At 58.7% G+C, this 15,248-nt stretch carries 12 protein-coding genes and 1 pseudogene; 3 read left to right on the top strand and 10 right to left on the bottom strand.

The genetic code is table 11. The annotated features are described in order from the left end of the window. Positions 1-51: 51 nt before the first annotated feature. The 8 genes from ehuB to ACZ5A6_RS19615 form a co-directional block, all read right to left on the bottom strand. Positions 52-903, bottom strand: a complete 852-nt coding sequence (ehuB, locus tag ACZ5A6_RS19650) for an ectoine/hydroxyectoine ABC transporter substrate-binding protein EhuB (protein ID WP_464111306.1) — start codon at positions 901-903, stop codon at positions 52-54. 60 nt (positions 904-963) lie between these two features. Then, on the bottom strand, positions 964-1,977 hold the full coding sequence (gene doeB / locus ACZ5A6_RS19645) for a N(2)-acetyl-L-2,4-diaminobutanoate deacetylase DoeB (RefSeq protein WP_013761011.1): 1,014 nt from the start codon (positions 1,975-1,977) through the stop codon (positions 964-966). Between the two features lie 3 nt (positions 1,978-1,980). After that, positions 1,981-3,159 (bottom strand): ectoine hydrolase DoeA, encoded by a 1,179-nt coding sequence (gene doeA / locus ACZ5A6_RS19640; protein WP_013761010.1) that lies wholly within the window; start codon positions 3,157-3,159, stop codon positions 1,981-1,983. Further along, positions 3,156-4,169 (bottom strand): ectoine utilization protein EutC, encoded by a 1,014-nt coding sequence (gene eutC, locus ACZ5A6_RS19635; RefSeq protein ID WP_464111305.1) that lies wholly within the window; start codon positions 4,167-4,169, stop codon positions 3,156-3,158. Before eutC ends, doeA begins: the two co-directional genes overlap by 4 nt. Continuing rightward, the gene (eutB, locus tag ACZ5A6_RS19630; protein WP_464111304.1) at positions 4,166-5,185 is read right to left on the bottom strand and encodes a hydroxyectoine utilization dehydratase EutB; all 1,020 of its coding nucleotides are present in this window, start codon (positions 5,183-5,185) and stop codon (positions 4,166-4,168) included. Before eutB ends, eutC begins: the two co-directional genes overlap by 4 nt. 68 nt (positions 5,186-5,253) lie before the next feature. Next, entirely contained in the window at positions 5,254-6,702 is a 1,449-nt protein-coding gene (gene ehuR, locus ACZ5A6_RS19625; protein ID WP_060642585.1) for a MocR-like ectoine utilization transcription factor EhuR, read from the bottom strand. Between the two features lie 159 nt (positions 6,703-6,861). Next, a complete protein-coding gene (locus ACZ5A6_RS19620; protein WP_464111303.1) occupies positions 6,862-8,265 on the bottom strand; it encodes an aminotransferase in 1,404 nt (467 codons plus the stop codon). Between the two features lie 14 nt (positions 8,266-8,279). Next, positions 8,280-9,758, bottom strand: coding sequence for an NAD-dependent succinate-semialdehyde dehydrogenase (locus ACZ5A6_RS19615; protein WP_448799163.1), 1,479 nt, complete (start codon positions 9,756-9,758; stop codon positions 8,280-8,282). A gap of 120 nt (positions 9,759-9,878) precedes the next feature. Here ACZ5A6_RS19615 and ACZ5A6_RS19610 point away from each other — a divergent pair, with 120 nt between their 5' ends. From ACZ5A6_RS19610 to ACZ5A6_RS19600, 3 genes and pseudogenes are all read left to right on the top strand, one after another. Then, positions 9,879-10,346 carry an Lrp/AsnC family transcriptional regulator gene (locus tag ACZ5A6_RS19610; protein ID WP_019566776.1) on the top strand — a complete coding sequence of 156 codons (468 nt, stop codon included), beginning with the start codon at positions 9,879-9,881 and terminating at the stop codon, positions 10,344-10,346. 320 nt (positions 10,347-10,666) lie between these two features. Continuing rightward, positions 10,667-11,183: pseudogene (locus ACZ5A6_RS19605) on the top strand (SRPBCC domain-containing protein); the annotation flags it as partial. A 572-nt stretch (positions 11,184-11,755) separates the two neighbouring features. Beyond that, positions 11,756-12,892 (top strand): polysaccharide biosynthesis/export family protein, encoded by a 1,137-nt coding sequence (locus ACZ5A6_RS19600; RefSeq protein ID WP_013761001.1) that lies wholly within the window; start codon positions 11,756-11,758, stop codon positions 12,890-12,892. An 11-nt stretch (positions 12,893-12,903) separates the two neighbouring features. Here ACZ5A6_RS19600 and ACZ5A6_RS19595 read toward each other — a convergent pair whose 3' ends face one another. Both ACZ5A6_RS19595 and tagF read right to left on the bottom strand, forming a co-directional pair. Then, positions 12,904-13,791, bottom strand: coding sequence for a protein kinase domain-containing protein (locus ACZ5A6_RS19595; RefSeq protein ID WP_162694281.1), 888 nt, complete (start codon positions 13,789-13,791; stop codon positions 12,904-12,906). Next, positions 13,781-15,193 carry a type VI secretion system-associated protein TagF gene (gene tagF, locus ACZ5A6_RS19590; protein ID WP_025594822.1) on the bottom strand — a complete coding sequence of 471 codons (1,413 nt, stop codon included), beginning with the start codon at positions 15,191-15,193 and terminating at the stop codon, positions 13,781-13,783. The genes ACZ5A6_RS19595 and tagF overlap by 11 nt, the downstream gene beginning before the upstream one ends. Positions 15,194-15,248: the final 55 nt, after the last annotated feature.

The following is a 15,248-nucleotide window of genomic DNA, read 5'->3' as shown; positions in this document are numbered from 1 at the left end:
TCCCGAGTTCATGGTAATCGGCGCCCGGTAACGCACGGGCGCCGGCTGGCGTCATTTTCCGGCGCAGAGATCGGCGACCTTCTTTTCGGCCGCTGCCGCGATACTCTGTTCGGAGAGGCCGTATTTTGCGAGGATTTTCTTGTAGTCGTCGGTCTTGCGGAATTCGACGAGCACGGCGTTGAAGGCGTCACGCAATTCTTTGTCCTCCGGCCGGAAAGCGAAACCGCCGTAGTTGCGCACAGGCGCATCCTTCACGACAGGATCAACGAAGGGCTTCACCTGCTCGACATTGGCTTGGCCCTTGGCCAGTTCTGACACTGTCAGTTCCGTGGCGGCATAGGCATCGGCGCGGCTCTGGACAGTGGGGATGGCATCTGCATTGGCAGGGATGAAGACGATCTGATCTTCCTTGACGCCGACGGCGCGCAGGAAGTCTACATTGTTGGCGCCAGATACGACGGCGACCTTCAATGCAGGATCCTTGGCAATATCGGCATAGGTGGTCAGCTTTTTAGGATTGCCTTTCTTCACCAGCAGGCCTTCGCCATAGGACGAGTTCGGTTCGGTGAAGGCCACTTGCTTGCAGCGCTCGGGCGAAATGTTCTGTTCGGCGGCTGCGAAATCGAAGCGACGCGCCTTCAGCCCGGGGATCAGCGTGCCGAATGGGGTCACCGTCCAGTTGACCTCCTCGATGCCCATCGATTTCAGAACTGCATTCGCGACATCGGGGCCGATGCCGGCAGAGGTGCCGTCGGGCTGCATGTATGAATAGGGCACTTCATTGGCAGTCGCTGCGCGAATGTAGCCTTGCTTCTTCACCTCCTCGAGGGTGAGTGCGCTGACCGCTGTCACGCTGATGGAAAGAGCAAGGGCGGAAAGCCCGGCGAGTTTTGTCATATTCATGTTCTAACTCCTCTGGTTGGGTTGCGTGGTCCGTTTTCGGATCTCACTTCATTCTTCGGACTAGGTATTCTCCGTGACCGTGGCGATGACGGAAAGGCAGTCGCCGGCCTTGATGAGGCCGGGAACGTGGCGCGCTGCGAGCACGCCACTGATAGAGGCGCGGTATTCGACCGGCGCAAGACCGGTTTTTCCAACAGGGTAGACCCTAGCGATGGTTTCACCTGCCTTGACCGTGTCGCCGAGATCGCGGACGAAGACGACGAGCCCGTCATCTTCGGCAAAGGTGAAGCAGTCGCTGGAGGGCATATCCAGCCAGCGGCTCGGCGCCGGCACCGCGGCGCCGGTCAGGATGCCTGCATGGCGCAGCAGGTTGATGGTGCCTTTGCGGGCGATGTCGATCGATTTTGCGCTGGCCGTGCCCGCGCCGCCAAGCTCGGTGGTGACAAAGACCCTTCCCAGTTCCTCGGCCGTTGTGTCCAGCATGCCGACGGCGTCAATCTCCAGCATCTTCATCGAATAGGGGGCAGCAAAAGCTGCCACCGCCTCAAAGCACCGGGCTTCCTGTATCTTGTCGGGTAATTCGTGAGCGGCAGCGTAAGGCAGGAAATCAAGCGTCCTGCCGCCTGAATGAAAATCAAGAACGATATCCGCAAGCGGTAACAGATGGCGTGTCACGTAATCGGCGATCTTCTCCGTCACGGAACCGTCCGGACGACCGGGAAAGCTGCGATTGAGGTTCCCGCGGTCGATCGGCGAGGTGCGTGTTCCCGCGCGAAAGGCCGGATAGTTGAGTGCTGGCACGATGATGATACGCCCGCTGACGTCATCTGGATCGAGTGTGTGGGCAAGTTCGAAAAGTGCGGCCGGCCCCTCATATTCGTCGCCGTGATTGGCGCCGGTCAAAAGGGCTGTCGGCCCCTCGCCGTTGGCGATCACGCAGATCGGGATCATTACCGACCCCCATGCACTGTCATCGCGGCTGTATGGTAGCCGCAGATGACCGTGCTGCACGCCTTTCCTGTCAAAATCGACCGACGACGTGATAGGTGAGGGGCGTAGCGCGGTGCTTAACATCTCTCAGCCTTTCACGAACAGTTGCCGCGGCACATTGGAGAGGCACTCGACACCCGTTTCGGTAATGGCGATACTCTCGGTGATTTCGAGCCCCATGTCGTCCAGCCACAAACCGGTCATGAAATGGAACGTCATACCGGGCTTCAGCTCCGTGCGGTCGCCGGGGCGCAGGCTCATGGTGCGCTCGCCCCAGTCCGGCGGATAAGAGAGGCCGATGGGATAACCGGTTCGGTTGTCCTTGATGATGCCGTATTTTTTCAGCACCGCGAAAAACCCATTGGCGATATCTTCGCAGGTATTGCCGGGTTTGGCAGCCGCAAGACCGGCCTCCATGCCCTCAAGCGTGGCCTTTTCCGCATCAAGGAACGCCTTCGTCGGCTTGCCGAGAAAGACAGTGCGAGAGAGCGGGCAATGATAACGGCGATAAGCGCCGGCGATTTCAAAGAAAGTGCCTTCGCCCAAGCGCATCGGCTTGTCGTCCCATGTCAGATGCGGCGCAGAAGCATCGGCACCCGACGGGAGCAACGGTACGATCGCGGGATAATCCCCGCCGAATTCCGCAGTGCCACGAATGCCGGCATCGTAGATCTCGGCGACGAGATCGCATTTGCGCATGCCCGGCTCGACTACGTCAACGATACGTTTGTGCATCAGCTCGACGATCTTGCCGGCCTTGCGCATATAGTCGAGTTCGGTCGGGCTTTTGACCGCGCGCTGCCAGTTTACAAGACCGGCGGCATCCTTGAAGCGGGCGTTCGGCAGATGTTTCCGCAAGGATGCAAAGGCAGCAGCCGAGAAATAGTAATTGTCCATCTCGACGCCGATCGACAGGCCTGACCAGCCCCGGTCATCGAAGATCTTCGACAACAGATCCATCGGATGCCGTTCGGTCGATTGAACGTAGTGGTCAGGATAACCGATGATGTTGTCCTGGGCGAGGTAGGCGGTGCGCTTGGCGCCATTGGCATCCTGCTTGCGGCCATACCAGATCGGCTCGCCTTGCGGCGGCACCAGCACGCATTGGTGGACATAGAAGGACCAGCCGTCATAGCCCGTCAGCCAATGCATGTTGGATGGGTCGGTGACGACAAGCAGGTCGATGCCTGCCTTTTCCATGGCGTCGCGGGTTTTGGACAGGCGCGCGGCATATTCCTCGCGCGTAAAGTTCAGCGTTACGCTCACGCTGCGTCTCCCATTTTCACACTGTTTTCGATGATTTGGCCGCTGCCGCCGTCTTTTGCGCGGGTAAACGCGAGATTGGCGATGGCGGTGTCCTGCACTCCGGTGCCGGTCAGATCGGCAAAGGTGATGTCGCCCCTCGATACGCGACCGCGTGCCTTGCCAGCGATGACAGCACCGAGCTCGGCGAATTCTTGATCCAGCGTGACAGGCCCCGCGGCGATAGCGTGGTGCAATTCACCGAGGATTCGGGTCTGCGAAAGCCGGTCTGCGATATAGCGCGCCCTGGAAAATACGGCCGGATCGATCTCGTTCTTGTGTTCGGCGTCCGATCCCATGGCCGTCAGATGCTGGCCTTCTTCAAGCCAGCCGGCAAACAGTATCGGCTTTTCGGCTGGCGTCGTGGTCACGACGATGTCGGCGCCCCGGACAGCGGTCTGCGGATCGGCCGCGGCGATGACCTCTATTCCGTGTTCGCGTGCCAGATCGCCTGCGAGCACCTCGGCCTTTTGATGGTCACGAGCGCAGATGCGTGCGGATTGAATGGGTCGCACCAGTTTCAGCGCATCGAACTGCAGACGGGCTTGCATGCCCGCTCCGAAAATTGCTGCGACGGAAGCGTCTTCGCGGGCGAGATGCCGTGCTGCGACCGCCCCGGCTGCGGCGGTACGCACATCTGTGAGATAGCCGTTATCGAGAAGAAGGGCCTCCACCAGTCCGGTCCTTGCGCTGAAGAGGATCATCAGCCCGTTGAGGCTCGGCAGACCGAGTTTGGGATTGTCGAAAAAGCCGGGGCTGACCTTGATGGCGAAACCGTCAAAACCCGGCACATAAGCCGTCTTTACATCCACCTCGCCACGAAACTCTGGTATATCGAGCCGCAAGATCGGCGGCATGGCGACCGCTTCGGTTGCGAGCGCTGCAAAGGCCTGCTCCACGCACTCGACTGCCGACAGGTCGAGCTTCACGACAGCGCGCAGATCTTTTTCGGTTAGGATGGTGATTTGGCTCATGCGGCAGGCCCTTCGATGATCGTCTTGTGAACCGCCGGATCGATATTTCCACCCGACACGATGATCGCGGTTGGGCCGGTGATGTCCACCTTGCCGAAGAGGATCGCCGCGAAACCGACTGCGCCGGCACCCTCGACCGTCAGACCTTCTTCATGCGTCGCATGGCGGATGCCGGCTGCGATCTCTTCCTCGGATACCAGCACGATCTCGTCGAGAAGAGATTGGCAGAGCGCAAATGTGATCCGGTTTTTCAATCCAATCCCCCCTCCCAGCGAATCCGCCAGCGTTTCTTCTTCCTGGATGGTGACGGGCCGCCCGGCAGTGACTGACGCATGCATGGCCGCGCCCCGCTGCATGGAAACGCCGATGACACGTGCCTCCGGCTTCAGCGCCTTCACCGCAACGGCGATACCGCCCGCAAGGCCACCGCCCGATAGAGGAACGAGAATTGTCTCCAGTTCAGGCATGTTTTCGACGACCTCGAGGCCGATAGTGCCCTGGCCAGCCACGACGTCGGCGTGATCGAAAGGCGGGATAGCGGTCAAGCCTCTGCTTTTGGTCAGGCGCCCCACTTCCTCCTGCGCATCATCCTGTGATCTGCCGACAATCCGGATTTCCGCGCCGAGCGCGCGGATCGCCTCCACCTTGTTTGCCGGCACCAGCGCCGACATGCAGATTGTGGCGGGGATGCCGAGTTTGTCTGCGGCATAGGCCACCGCCCGGCCATGATTGCCCGTCGAGGCGGTGACGAGGCCACGCTGGCGCGTCGTATCGTCCAGCGAGAGAATGGCGTTCATCGCGCCGCGCAGTTTGAAGGCGCCGATGGGCTGAAGGGTTTCAAGTTTGAGATGAACGGGATGACCACAGCGCTCAGAGAGAAAGTCCGAGCGAACCAGCGGTGTGCGCTCCACCTGTCCCGCAAGCCGCGCCGCTGCTCGCTTTATCGCGGCCAGTGAGACTGGAAGCAAGTTGTCGGCGGCGGATATGGACAGGTTTTCGCTCTTCATGATTGTCATGTTGAGAGCGAAATAAAATCATGTCAATTATTATATTGTAATGATTCAATGATTTTCGGCTGGCAACCTCAGCCGATTGACCCGATATCGTAGACCGGCGGCAGTTGCTCGAATGTCTGCCGCACAGTGGTCAAAGCCCTGGCGAGGCTTGCATGATTGAGGCGACCGCCGAGGCATATGCGAATGCCGCCGCCATGGCTAGGACCGGCAATAAATGGTTCTGACGGAGTTACCGCGACGTTCTGGTTCGTGAGCGCGCGCACCAGGCCGTCCTCCGTCCAGCGCTGGGGAACCTTCAGCCAAGCGCAGAGGGAGAGGGGGTGGGTCGACCCTATATGGTGGCCCAGTATGTCCATGGCGATTTTCTGCCGCGCACGGGCCTCGGTGCGCTGGACATCCAGCAGCAGCCGTGCCGTTCCGTTTTCGACCCAACGGGTAGCGATCTCGGCCGTGAGATATGTCCCGCTCCAGCTCGACACACGCAGGATGGAGGCGGCGCGGATGGAATAGGCGGGTGGCACGACGAGATAACCGACGCGCAGCCCTGTCAACACTGTCTTGGTGAAGCTGGTGACGAAGAAGCCGAGATCAGGCAGCATTTCGGTGATGGATGGCAGATCATCCTCAATCATCGGACGGTAGACCTCGTCCTCGATGACAAAAATGCCGTACCGCTCGGCAATTGCGGCGATGGCCTGCCTTCGCGCTGCGCCCGACACATGCCCGGTCGGGTTGTTAAGCGTGGGAATGAGCACCAGAGCGCGGACACCTCCGGCTGCGCAGGCGGCCTCCAGCGCTTCGGGCAAAATGCCTTCTTCGTCGGTGGGTAAGCCCTTTAGGCTGAAGCCGAGGATATTAGACAGGCCGATAATGCCGTGGTCGGTCAGGTTTTCACAGAGCACCACGTCATTAGAGCGGATAATGCAGCTCAGAGCGAGAAAAATGCCGTGCGCCGCGCCATTGGTGACAAGAATGCGTTCCGGACCGGCGGTCACGCCCATCATGCCAAGCCATGTTCTGGCCGTTTCGCGATGGCTCTCGAGCCCCGCGACCGGCCGGCAGGGGCGCATGAAGCCAGAATTGTCACCATCGGCCATCTCGCGAAGAATGGCGCGCGAGGCATTTTCATGGTCATCGAGATAAACGCCGCGGATGATGGATAGATCGAGCACCTCGGTTGGGCTGTGATCAAGCATCATGCGACCTGCCCGCTCCGTCACCCGCGTCTTCACGAAGGTTCCACGGCCAATTTCGCCGCTGAGATAACCAAGCCGCTCCGCCTCCTTGTAGGAAAGGCTGACCGTCTGGACAGAAAGGCCGAGTTCGCGGGCCAGATCGCGGTGTGTCGGCATGCGGTCCATCGGCTTCAGAACGCCGGCGTCGATATCAGCAATGATGCGTTCCGTCAGTGCGGAATGTTTCGTTTCGCCTTTCTGCTTGGCTAGCGTCGGTCGCCATGCCACCGGTCTCGTTGGGGAAACTGGATCTGGGCTGGGTGAATTGGCTTGACGACGCATGAAATTGTCTCGTTTTCGACGAAGGTAATTTCATGACATTATGCATGCTTCTATGAAAAGATGAAGCCTTATGCAGCGCAGACAGCAACTGCGCTGCAAAGAGGCGCAGTTGCCGTCGAAATGAGCAGCATTTGCGACGTTGAAAACTGAAGCTGCCGATCAGATTTTCTCGCCGGCCTGGACCAGATCATCCATGACACTGCGGACAGCGGCTTCAGCAATGGCGATGATCTCGTCGACTTCCTCCCGGGTCGTAACGAGCGGCGGTGCAAAGCCCAGAATATCGCCATGCGGCATGGCGCGTGCTATGAGACCGCCGTTGCGCGCTGCCTTGGAAACGCGTGCACCCACCGTGAGTTGAGGGGCAAAACGCGTCTTTTTTTCCCGGTCCGCCACGAATTCGATAGCGCCCATCAGTCCCACGCCGCGCACCTCGCCGACGATCGGAAGCTGGGCGAACTTCGCCTTCAGTTGTTCCTGGAAATAGCTGCCAACGGCTCGTGCATTGCCTGGCAGGTCTTCCTTTTCGACGATGTCGAGCACGGCGTTTGCAGCCGCCGCTCCGATAGGATGGCCGGAATAGGTGTAGCCGTGGGAGAAGGCGCCGACGCGATCCGCGCCTTCTTCCATCACCTTGTAGACTTTCTCCCCGACGATAGCGCCGGAAAGCGGGAAATAGGCCGAGGTCAGGCCTTTAGCGACGGTGATCAGATCCGGCTCAATGCCATAATGCTGTGAACCAAACATCGAACCCGTGCGGCCGAAGCCGGTAATAACCTCATCGGCAATCAACAGGATATCGTATTTTTTGAGAACCTCCTGAATGGCCGGCCAATAACCTTCCGGCGGCGGTGTGATACCGCCCGTTCCGAGCACCGGCTCGGCGATGAATGCACCAATCGTGTCCGGTCCTTCGCGCAGAATAAGCGCGTCCAGCTCTTCCGCGCGCCGCCTCGAAAATTCCAGCTCCGTCTCACCGGCTTCTGCGCCCCAATAGTGATGCGGAACGCCTGTATGCAGGATGCCGGCCCGTGGAAGGTCCATATGGTCGTGATAAAAACTCATGCCGGTCATTGAGCCGGAAACCACGGCGCAGCCGTGATATCCCCGTTCGCGGGAGATGATTTTCTTCTTTTGCGGCTTGCCGCGCAGATTGTTGTAATACCAAACGAGCTTGGCCTGTGTCTCGTTGGCGTCTGACCCTGACATGCCGTAGAAGACCTTGCTCATTTTGCCTGGTGCCATTCTGACGAGGCGATCGGAAAGGATGGCCAGCTCATCCGTCGTGTGGGCGGCATAGGAATGATAATAGGCAAGGCGGTAGGCCTGGCGTGAAATCGCCTCAGCCACCTCGGTACGTCCATAACCGACATTAACGCAATAAAGACCGGCGAAACCGTCGATCAACTGCTTGCCGTGCGCGTCCTGAATGCGGATGCCCTTGCCGGTTTCGACAATGGTGGGCTCGCCGAGTTTGCCGCTGGCAAAATCCTTGAGCTGCGTGAAAGGGTGCAAAACGGCGTTTCGATCCATTTCCGCAATATTCTTGACGTCGATTGTCATAGGCGAGTTCCTTTTCACGCAGCTAAGTTGCCGAAGCAGACATATTTGGGTTCGAGATATTCTATGAGACCATGACGCGAGCCCTCACGACCAAGGCCGGACTGTTTCCAGCCGCCGAAGGGAACGGGCGCGCCGGTAAATTTCGGCGTGTTGACGGCTACCATGCCATATTCCAGTTGATGCGTCAGACGCATCGCCCGGCCGAGATCGTTGGTGTAGAGATAGGCCGCAAGCCCCATCTCCGTCGAGTTGGCGCGTCGCACGACCTCCCGCTCGTCATCGAATGGCAAGATCGCGGCCACCGGACCGAAGGTCTCCTCCCGCGCGATCAGCATGTCGTCTGTGACATCGGCCAGCACGGTCGGGGTGACAAAATTGCCGCCGAGCGGACTGTCCTGCCCGCCGCAGATGAGTTGTGCACCGGCAGAGAGGGCCTGCGCGATTTGCTTGCGGCACTTTTCAGCGACGGAGGGGCGTGTCATCGGCCCTATATCGATGCCAGCCTCGAAACCGTGGCCGACCTTGAGTTCGGCACTTGCCTTGCCGAACTGACTGACGAAGCGGTCATAAATACCTCGCTGGACGTAAATCCGGTTGGCAGCGAGGCAGTCCTGCCCCGATGTTGCGAATTTCGCCCCGATGCAACCTTTTACGGCTTTGGAGACATCGGCGTCGTCGAACAGGATGAAGGGCGCGTGACCTCCAAGTTCCAGCGAGGCCCTCTTGATGGTCGCCGCCGATTGCGCCAGCAAAATACGACCGATTTCAGTCGAGCCGGTAAAGGAAAATGCGCGCACATCGGTGTGTTGCAACAGACGATGCGCAAGTGGTGCGGCGTGACCAGTGATGACCTGGAATACGCCGGCGGGCATTTCAGCTTCCTCAGCGAGCTTTGCCAAAGCGAGCGCCGAGAGGGGTGTTTCAGGCGCCGGTTTGACGATCATTGTGCAGCCAGCGGCAAGCGCTGCGCCCGCTTTGCGGGTGATCATAGCAGAGGGAAAGTTCCACGGGGTGATGGCTACGGTGACGCCTAGCGGCTGCATCTGGACCGAGACACGGCTGTCGGGCAAATGGCTCGGTATCGTCTCGCCGTAGGCGCGCTCGCCTTCGCCGGCAAACCAATCAAGGAAATTGGCAGCGTAAGCAATTTCACCAAGCGATTCTGAGAGTGGTTTGCCCTGTTCGGCCGTCATTATGACGGCGAGATCATGCGCGTTGTTGCGCATCAACTTGCCCCATTCGCGCAAGATCTGCCCGCGTTCGGTTGGAAGCTTGTCGCGCCAATCTGGAAAGGCATTTTTCGCGGTACTGACGGCATCATCCGCATCCTCAAGCGAACATGCCGCCACACCGATGAGATCTTCTCCGGTCGCCGGATCAATGACACTGAGCGTTTCATCGCGAGCAGCCCAACTGCCATGGAGAAAAGCGCGTCGCTCGATCAAATCGGGCCGCCGCAGGTTTTTTAATGCAGTGCTTGCAATACTTCTCATATGGAGCTCCCGGTAGATTTACAGGGAGACTAATCAAGCGCATTGAGCGGTTGACTGCGTTAATTATATCGTTCAAGCCGGAATTTCGCTTATTTTAGGTTCCGTACGCAGGATTTGTGCATGAATACTCTCGATAGAGCGGACAAGGCGTTGCTTGAGGCCGTTCAAAAAAACAATCGCCTTACGTCGGAAGAGCTGGCGCAACTCGTCAATCTTTCACCGACCGCATGCCAGCGGCGCCTCAAACGTCTGCGCGAAGATGGCGTCATCGAAGCGGATGTCGCCATCGTGTCGCCGAAGGCCGTTGGGCGCGGCATTACCATGATCGTGCTCGTTTCACTGGAGCGCGAACGCGCCGATATTGTCGATCGCTTCAAGGCGGCCATCCGCGCGACCCGGGAAGTGATGATCGGATATTATGTGACGGGAGATGCCGACTTCATTCTGGTCATCACCGCCAAGGACATGGAGGACTATGAGGCCTTTACCCGGCGGTTCTTTTACGAAAACCACGATATCAAGGGCTTCAAGACCATGGTCGTCATGGACCGGGTAAAGGCCGGATTTTCCTTTCCGATCGAGGTTTGACGACTTGCGGTTCACAGATCTCGCCACTAGACGTCCGGGGTGGTTGAAAAGGCTGATGAGTGTTTCCTGAGACCTCTCTACCCATCCAGACCTCGCAGTTAACCCTTCGCCGTTTTGAGCCTACGGATTTCGACGCCTATGCCACGTATCACAGGCGCGGCGACGTCTATCGTTTCCTGTACGCCTCGCGGAAAAATTGACCCTGCTTGGGGCAGGTTAACACGCTGATCAATTTGCCGTTTCTTCGGCGTGGCGGGGGTCAGCCTCTCGCGCCATGGAGGGGTCAAATCCCACGCTGAAACACATTTCAGGCTGTTAAGGCGGAGGATATGCGCGATGGCTATCAACAAGGTTTCAGTGCCGGTCTCAGCAATCTGGCCAGCGTGGCCGGGCGAACCATGGTGCTGGAGCGAACGATGAAGGTGCCGCGAAACATCGTCTGGAAAGCCTGGATGAACAAAGAGGCGCTGCCACAATGGCGGAGTCCTGACGGCTTTTCCCGCCGCATGATGAGCATTGACCGGCGGACCGGCGGCGCATGGGTCTTTGACATGATCAGCCCTGGCGGAACAGTCTTTCCGAACCATCATCGTTATGTCGAGGTCCGGTCCGAAGAGAGGATCGCCTATACGCTGCTATGGGGCGAAAACGGGCCACAACATGCCGATGCGTGGGCCTGAAGATCAGGATGGCACGACGAAAGTTGTGCTGGGCATGGTGTTCAGCACGGAAGCCGAGTTCCAGCGAGCGAAGGGTTTCGGTGCCGTGGAACTGGGTCAGCAAACGTTGGCCAGGCTGGAGCGCTTTGACTCCTCAGCAGCGATCCTATCGCCTTGAAAAAGTTGTTCCGCGCTGTACACAGCAACTGGACCCGTTTGAGCCGCGCCAGGGGAGCTCGATAAAATCATCAGAACCAGTGCGGGGTGGCGGAGATCGTGGGAAAGCCACACGAACGCCAAAACAAGCGGCTGCAATTAGAGGTGAGTTCCTTGATAAGGAAACGGCTTCTATCGGCTCAACGGGTTTTTGTCAACTGTGTATATGGGAGCAAGTTTGCTGCGGCAGACAGTCTTTTTCTGTCGGTGATGGCATTCCAACGATGTAAACAGGAAACAAGTGCTCGGGATCGTTTTGAGGGCGGGCTGATTTCGGCGCTGCGGGATTGTTGAAAGCCTTGGCTCCTGCATCCGGTTTGGAGAAGCCAATTGCCGCCACCGGAGTCGTTGTCCTGCTTATTTCTCATCGGTGCATTCTAGGAGTTTGCTTCGGCCGGATCCAAAAAGGTTGCGGAATGGTCACACCCTTTCTTTCGACAGAAGGTTTTCCATAAATTGCAACCGCTAAAGTTGTTGCGATGACGTGTCGGGATGTTATCTCTGCGTCAGGTTGAATCATTGAGGGGACGAGGGATGAAAAAGTTGGGGGCGATTTTGCTGATGGCTCTTCTGAGCGCATGTGCAAAGCCATCTGACGGACCGACCGCAGGCAATATCCGGTCTGCGACTTTACCGCGAACCAACGAGAAAATCCCCGTCATCGAGCTGGCTAACGCATCGGCAGCCACGGTTTCCGCCGCAAGCACACAGAACGCCTCCGGGCCCGGCCTTACCGCGCTTCGCAACACCGGTTACAACTCCCAGAGATTGCGGCGCGGCGACGTTATCGACATTACCGTGCTGGATACGGGAGAAGACGGACTTTTCTCCCCGACACAGAGCAAGACGCTTAATCTTGGCCGCTTTACAGTGGATCAGAGCGGCTCGGTGAATATTCCATTTGTTGGCAAACAGAGAGTTGTTGATTCCACACCGGAAGGGCTGCAATCGCAGGTCGTTGCCGGCCTCAAGGGGTCGGCCGTGAATCCGCAGGCCGTCGTTACTGTCGTTGATAAGCCGACGAGCGCCGTCATGCTCAGCGGCGCGGTGAAAAATCCCGGAAAGATCGTGCTCACCGCCCGGCAGGAGCGGGTGCTCGATGCGCTCAATCAAGCAGGTGGCCCTACTGTCGCTGCGGGCGCGGCCACGGTCACTGTCGTTCGCGGCTCGCAAAGGGCCAGCGTGCCTCTTGACCGCGTCATGCGAGAAGACCGTCAGAACATCCGCCTGTCACCGGATGATCAGATCATGATCGATGGCGACGCGGCGAGCTACACCGCACTCGGTGCCTTCAAGAGTGCCGGTGAATTCCAGTTTGAAGCCGGAAAGCTGACCCTTGCGCAGGCCGTCGGCCGCGCCGGTGGCTTGCTGGATGACCGCGCAGACGCGCGCAATGTCTATGTCTTCCGCAATGAGATTGTTCAGGTTCCAGCCGCAAGGATACCGGGCGCGAAAGGCCCGGTCGCTACGGCCACGACCATGCGGCCTGTGATATATCACGTCAACATGCGCGACGCTTCCAGCATCGCACTCATGCAGCTCTTCCAGATGCAGAAGGGCGATGTGCTCTATGCCAGCAACGCGCCGCTGGTGGATTCGGCCAAGCTGCTGACCGTGTTCCAGAAGAGTGTGCCGACTGCGGCGGCGCCGCTTCCCGGCGGCGGCAACTGACCAATGAGGCGTTACAGAAGCTGTAAAGCTTCCATTGCCGATTGTGGGCGCAAAGCGGGATCATAATGGCAACAGGCGTCCGCAAGATCTGCGAGGCATTGCGGTGATTGTGCCTTATCCGTCTCGATTAGCCGCCTCGCGAGCCGTCCCACGGCATATATATCCTGATCCGGCTTTGCAGGTGCGCCTTGCATCTGTTCCGGCGGCGAAAATTCAGTTGAGGCAGCAAAGCGCAGGCCCTGTCCGGCGTGTTTACGACCAATCTGCAGGGCGATGCCGAAGTCGCCCAGTCTTGCCGTTTCGAACTTACCATCCGACAGCAGAATATTGGCGGGCGTGACGTCGCAGTGCACATATCCAAATGCATGCACTGCACTCAGCGCTTGCAGCACGCGGCGAAGGATCACGATCGCCTCCGAGGCGGCAATCGGTTGCGCAGATATGATCGATGCCAGTGAGTGCGCAAACCACGGCTGCAACAGACCCGGCCGACCATCTGGTAACCGCAAAAGGGCGGACGTTTCCACAAGGCAGGGATGGCGCAGCGCGAGCCCGATCTCGGCCTCGTCCCATAAACGGTGCAGCAAAACGGTGTCGTCCCTGCGGGCAGGCGGCACGGTTTTAAGTGCGTGCAGCGAGCCGAGATCGCGGTGGCGCAATTGGAGCAAAAGTGTCGTCTCGCTCTGGTAAGTTGTGAAATTCACGGCAAAGCTGTCCGCAATCCAGTCCGGTTTTTCGCCAGAAATATCTGGTAATTTTCGATCCAGCGCATTTCGGATCTGGTCGATCAGGTCTTGCTGCTCCTGATAGCTTCTTTGCCGCGTGCCCTCATGGCGGATGCTTCGCCAGAGGTCGGAAAAGCGTGCGGCTACCTCCGGATAGGCAAGTTCATTGTTCACGCCGGTTTCCAATCACAATAGCGCTTATATTCTCGCGGGCGTTTTCGATGAGAGCTTCCTGGACCAGGGCATTGGCGCAATCCTTGACCGGGGTGTTGAAGACGATCTCGGCGATGGCGCGGTCCCGGAGGATCTGCACCAGCGGGTAACTGCACAGCAGGACCCTGTCCTGCAAACCCCACTCCTCGAAAACGATGTCCGGCCGGAACTGCTGGGAAAGCCCGACACATTGCGAGAGTTGCTTTTTCATGCCGACAACGACGTGATCGCGCGAAAGCTGGTGCATGGTGCCGTTTTTCAGGAGATAGGCGCGCGCATCACCAGACCACAGGACGCTCAGCCTGCGCGAGATGATCGAAGCTATGACGACGCTGGCCATCGGCCTGACATCGGCACCGGTCGTCTGGCGGGAGAGGAGCAGGCTGTTGATGGTGCCAAGCCTTCCCCTGATCTGTTGCGCCATCATCTCCGGGTTTTCGGCATCTGGCGTTTCCGCAAGAATATTCGTGGCGAGACGGGCGGCCTCTGCAGCGCTGTGCGAATCACCTTGGCCATCCGCTATGGCGAAGAGGGAAGGTGTCTGGGAAACGAAAAGAGCATCCGCATTCAGGGAAAGCCGCGTTCCAGGGTGTGTGGCATAGCTGTAGGTCACAGATGACGGCTGTTCCGCTGCCGGCGCAGGCGCTGGCGCCACGGGCGGCATTTGCTGTTTTGTTTCCTCCGGCGCCGTTGCTGGAATTGGCGCTGGCGTTGAACGGTCCTCGCCGCCTTTGCCCGGCATGTCGCTAAAGAGGCGCACGAAATCGGAGGCTTTGGGTTTGCCGTCAAATTTGAGGCCGCGGGCACGACGGCTGACCGGGTCGATATACCACCAGAGGCTCGTCGGCATACGGCCGCGCACCATTTCCGGCACATCCTCCTCTTCCCGCGATTTTGGCAGACGTAGTTTTTTGATCGAAGTAATAAACCGGGAGATGTCGAAATCGCGGGTCATCGATGTCTCCGCCAGCGCCTCCGCGGCCATGAACCAGGTGTCGTCGAGATAGAGGCTTCGTGGATGTTCGCGAAAGCCATTGAGCTGCGCGATGATGGCGAGCGGATATTTGCGTCCCACCCGGTCCGCACTCGGCACCAGTACACCGACATAGGCGCAGTTTCCCCATATGCCGCGCTCAATGATGAAGCGTATGGGTGGCGACGAAGAGAATATTTCGGGCCATCGGCCCGTAAACATATCCGCACCGGCGTACATGCCGGATCGCATCCAGCCGTCAAAGGTACCGATCAATTCCCGCTCGAGCCCATCGGAGATGAAATCGCCATGACTTGGGACCTTGCCGAAGAAACCGATGCGATCGCTTTCCGTCGCCGTTTGCGTGGACCTTGATGCCTGATCGGCCATCAGTTGCGATGACCCGCTGTCTTTATCGTGTCTGCCTTCATTCTAATCCTCTCCT

Source organism: Agrobacterium sp. 6Ca8, from assembly GCF_055382765.1.
Note: the sequence above shows the minus strand (reverse complement) of the source record. Positions and strands in the feature narration are given on the sequence as shown.

Bases quoted from the DNA above. Each gene is read 5' to 3' on its own strand.
- ehuB (WP_464111306.1), bottom strand. From the start codon at position 903: ATGAATATGACAAAACTCGCCGGGCTTTCCGCCCTTGCTCTTTCCATC.
- doeB (WP_013761011.1), bottom strand. From the start codon at position 1,977: ATGTTAAGCACCGCGCTACGCCCCTCACCTATCACGTCGTCGGTCGAT.
- eutC (WP_464111305.1), bottom strand. From the start codon at position 4,169: ATGAGCCAAATCACCATCCTAACCGAAAAAGATCTGCGCGCTGTCGTG.
- eutB (WP_464111304.1), bottom strand. From the start codon at position 5,185: ATGACAATCATGAAGAGCGAAAACCTGTCCATATCCGCCGCCGACAAC.
- ehuR (WP_060642585.1), bottom strand. From the start codon at position 6,702: ATGCGTCGTCAAGCCAATTCACCCAGCCCAGATCCAGTTTCCCCAACG.
- ACZ5A6_RS19620 (WP_464111303.1), bottom strand. From the start codon at position 8,265: ATGACAATCGACGTCAAGAATATTGCGGAAATGGATCGAAACGCCGTT.
- ACZ5A6_RS19615 (WP_448799163.1), bottom strand. From the start codon at position 9,758: ATGAGAAGTATTGCAAGCACTGCATTAAAAAACCTGCGGCGGCCCGAT.
- ACZ5A6_RS19610 (WP_019566776.1), top strand. From the start codon at position 9,879: ATGAATACTCTCGATAGAGCGGACAAGGCGTTGCTTGAGGCCGTTCAA.
- ACZ5A6_RS19600 (WP_013761001.1), top strand. From the start codon at position 11,756: ATGAAAAAGTTGGGGGCGATTTTGCTGATGGCTCTTCTGAGCGCATGT.
- tagF (WP_025594822.1), bottom strand. From the start codon at position 15,193: ATGGCCGATCAGGCATCAAGGTCCACGCAAACGGCGACGGAAAGCGAT.